Here is a 2,745-nt window from a genome sequence, read left to right on the forward strand (position 1 = left end):
GCTCTGGTTAAACAAATAGAACAACACACATCTCCCCAGACATTAGCAAACCCCTACTGCGTATCCCCAGCACGCAGAGCATAAAGAACAAGCCCGGAAAAATGGTCACCCGGCAGAACACACACAAAGCAAAAAGTCACAAAAAAGCCGGAGCATCCGCTCCGGCTTTTCCGCTTATTCTACAGAAATAATATAATAGTACACCGGCTGTCCGCCATTGACCAGCATAACCTCGATCTTGTCGCTGAGCTTTGCAGAAAGCAGCGCCTGTACATGCTCCGCCTGCTCGTCGGTTACATCCGCCCCGTAGATCAGGGTCACATAGCTTGTGTCCCCCTTCACCAGCCGCCGGGTCAGCTTCACCGCCGCCTTCTCCACGTCCTTGTCCGTAAAGGACAGCTTGCTGTTGTCCAGCGCCAGGATCTCGCCCTTCTTGATCTGGTGCCCTTCGTAGTCGGAATCCCGTGCCGCAAAGGTGATCTGTCCGGTGGATACCCGCTCGAACGCCTTGGTCATATTGATCCGGTTGTCCGCCAGGGATGCGCTCTCGTCAAAGGCAAGCATGGCAGCAAACCCCTGGGGGATGGTTCTGGTCTGCAGCACGCATACATTCCGGTCTGCCAGCTTGATGGCCTGCTCCGCCGCCATGATGATGTTCTTGTTGTTGGGCAGCACGAACACGGTCTTTGCCGGCGTCGCCATAATCGCCTTGAGGATATCGTCCGTAGAGGGGTTCATGGTCTGTCCGCCCCGGACAACCTGGTCAACCCCCAGATCCGTAAACATGGACTCCACACCCAGCCCTGCGGCAACTGCCACAAAGCCGAATTCCTTCTCCTGCTCCGCCGGGCGGAATTCCTGCTGCTTGGTGATCTTTGCCTCCAGCACCTTGTTTTCATGCTGGATCCGCATATTCTCGATCTTGGGCTTGGGATCGTTGATAAAGCAGCCAAACTCCAGCGCCTTGGTCAGCGCCATGCCCGGGCTGTCCGTGTGCACATGCACCTTGATGATCTCCTCATCGTCCACTACCACCACGCAGTCCCCGATGGTTTCCAGGTATGCCCGCAGCTTGGAGGCGTCCGGAGAATCCGGATGCTTCTGGACGATGAATTCCGTACAGTAAGTAAAGTTGATGACCTCGTCAAACTCGCCCACAGCGGTGCTGAACTCGACCTTCTTTTCTTCCTTTGCCTTTTCCGCCGGAACCGCAATGCTGCCCCCGTGGAATACCTCCAGCATAGCCTGGAAGATCAGCAGCAGTCCCTGTCCGCCGGCATCCACAACGCCCGCCTTTTTCAGCACCGGCAGCATATCCGGGGTCTTTGCCAGGGTGGCTTCCGCCTCCTTGCAGACCTCCTCCCACAGGATCACCGGGTCATTGGTGGTGTGTACGCATTCCTGTGCCTTGACGCTTGCCATCCGTGCAACGGTGAGGATGGTACCCTCCGTAGGCTTCATCACCGCCTTGTATGCTGCGGACACGCCCAGCTCCAGTGCGTTTGCCATGCTCTCACAGTCCGCCTCGGTCAGACCGTTCAGCCCCTTGGCAATGCCCCGGAACAACAGGGACAGAATGACGCCGGAGTTCCCCCGGGCGCCCCGGAGCAGCGCAGATGCCGCCGTATCCGCCACCTGGGAAACGGTTACGTCCTCCCCCATCAGCTCCAGGGCACGGAGCGCCGCCCCCATGGTCATGGACATATTGGTGCCGGTGTCCCCGTCCGGTACGGGGTATACGTTCAGCTCATCCACCGAGCGTTTTTTGTTTGCAATGCTGATCGCTGCGGACATCATAGCGTCCTTGAGCAGTTTTCCGTTTATCACTGTGTGCTCCCCCTTACGAATTCATACCGTCAATGAACACATTGACCTTGGACACGGTAATGCCCGTTGCTTCCTCCACCGCAAAGCGCACCTTGTTGGAGATGCTGTCGGCGATGGCGGAGATATTGGTGCCGAAGGTCACGGAAATGTGCAGGTTGACGATCAGCTTTTTGTCCTTGGACTGAATGGTAACGCCCTTATCGATCTGTTTTGCACGGCGCAGCACGGACAGCAGCGCTTCCTTGGGGGAAGCGTCGTTCATATCCGAAACCCCGAAACAGCTGGTGACAGTATAACCCACCAGGGCGGAAAGATATGCGGCGGTGATGGTGATTTTCCCGATGTGGTTTTCGACGATAATCATGAGATCACTCCTTATTCAGAAAGTACGATACGCTCCCGGCGGCATCCGCCCCGGACAGCACCCTGCACAGGCTGCACCGCATGCCCCGAACGCAGGTGTTCCGGCAAAAGCGTCCATATATTCTTATTATAGCACGGACCTTTGCGTTTTACAAGTGTTTTTTCGCCCATGCTGTTTCCTTTTGGGAGCAGCTTCTTTTGGCGGCCATCTTTTCTGCTTGTTCTTTATGCTCTGGGTGCTATGCACACGCTTTGCCGTTCTACCCTTCAGTGACCATCTTTTCCGGACTTGTCCTTTATACTCTGCGTGCTTGGCACACGCTTTGCCGTTCTACTCTTCAGTGACCATCTTTTCTGGGCTTGTCCTTTATACTCTGCGTGCTAGGGTCACGCATGACCCATCTACCTTTCAGTGACCATCTTTTCCGGACTTGTCTTTTATACTCTGCGTGCTTGGCACATGCTCTGCCGTTCTACCCTTCAGTGACCATCTTTTCCGGGCGTTTTCTTCATAGTCTGCGTGCTAGGGTCACGCAGTACCGTTCTACCAACCTC

2 protein-coding genes are annotated in these 2,745 nt (G+C 55.7%); both read right to left on the bottom strand.

The genetic code is table 11. The annotated features are described in order from the left end of the window. Positions 1-174 precede the first annotated feature (174 nt). Complete coding sequence (locus tag RUM_RS01205; protein WP_041326200.1) at positions 175-1,827, bottom strand: DAK2 domain-containing protein; 1,653 nt, start codon at positions 1,825-1,827, stop codon at positions 175-177. Positions 1,828-1,840: 13 nt separating this feature from the next. Further along, the gene (locus tag RUM_RS01210) at positions 1,841-2,191 is read right to left on the bottom strand and encodes an Asp23/Gls24 family envelope stress response protein (RefSeq protein ID WP_015557406.1); all 351 of its coding nucleotides are present in this window, start codon (positions 2,189-2,191) and stop codon (positions 1,841-1,843) included. Positions 2,192-2,745: the final 554 nt, after the last annotated feature.

Origin of the sequence: Ruminococcus champanellensis 18P13 = JCM 17042 (assembly GCF_000210095.1) — a bacterium.
GTDB classification, from domain to species: Bacteria; Bacillota; Clostridia; order Oscillospirales; family Ruminococcaceae; genus Ruminococcus_F; species Ruminococcus_F champanellensis.

Bases quoted from the DNA above. Each gene is read 5' to 3' on its own strand.
- RUM_RS01210 (WP_015557406.1), bottom strand. From the start codon at position 2,191: ATGATTATCGTCGAAAACCACATCGGGAAAATCACCATCACCGCCGCA.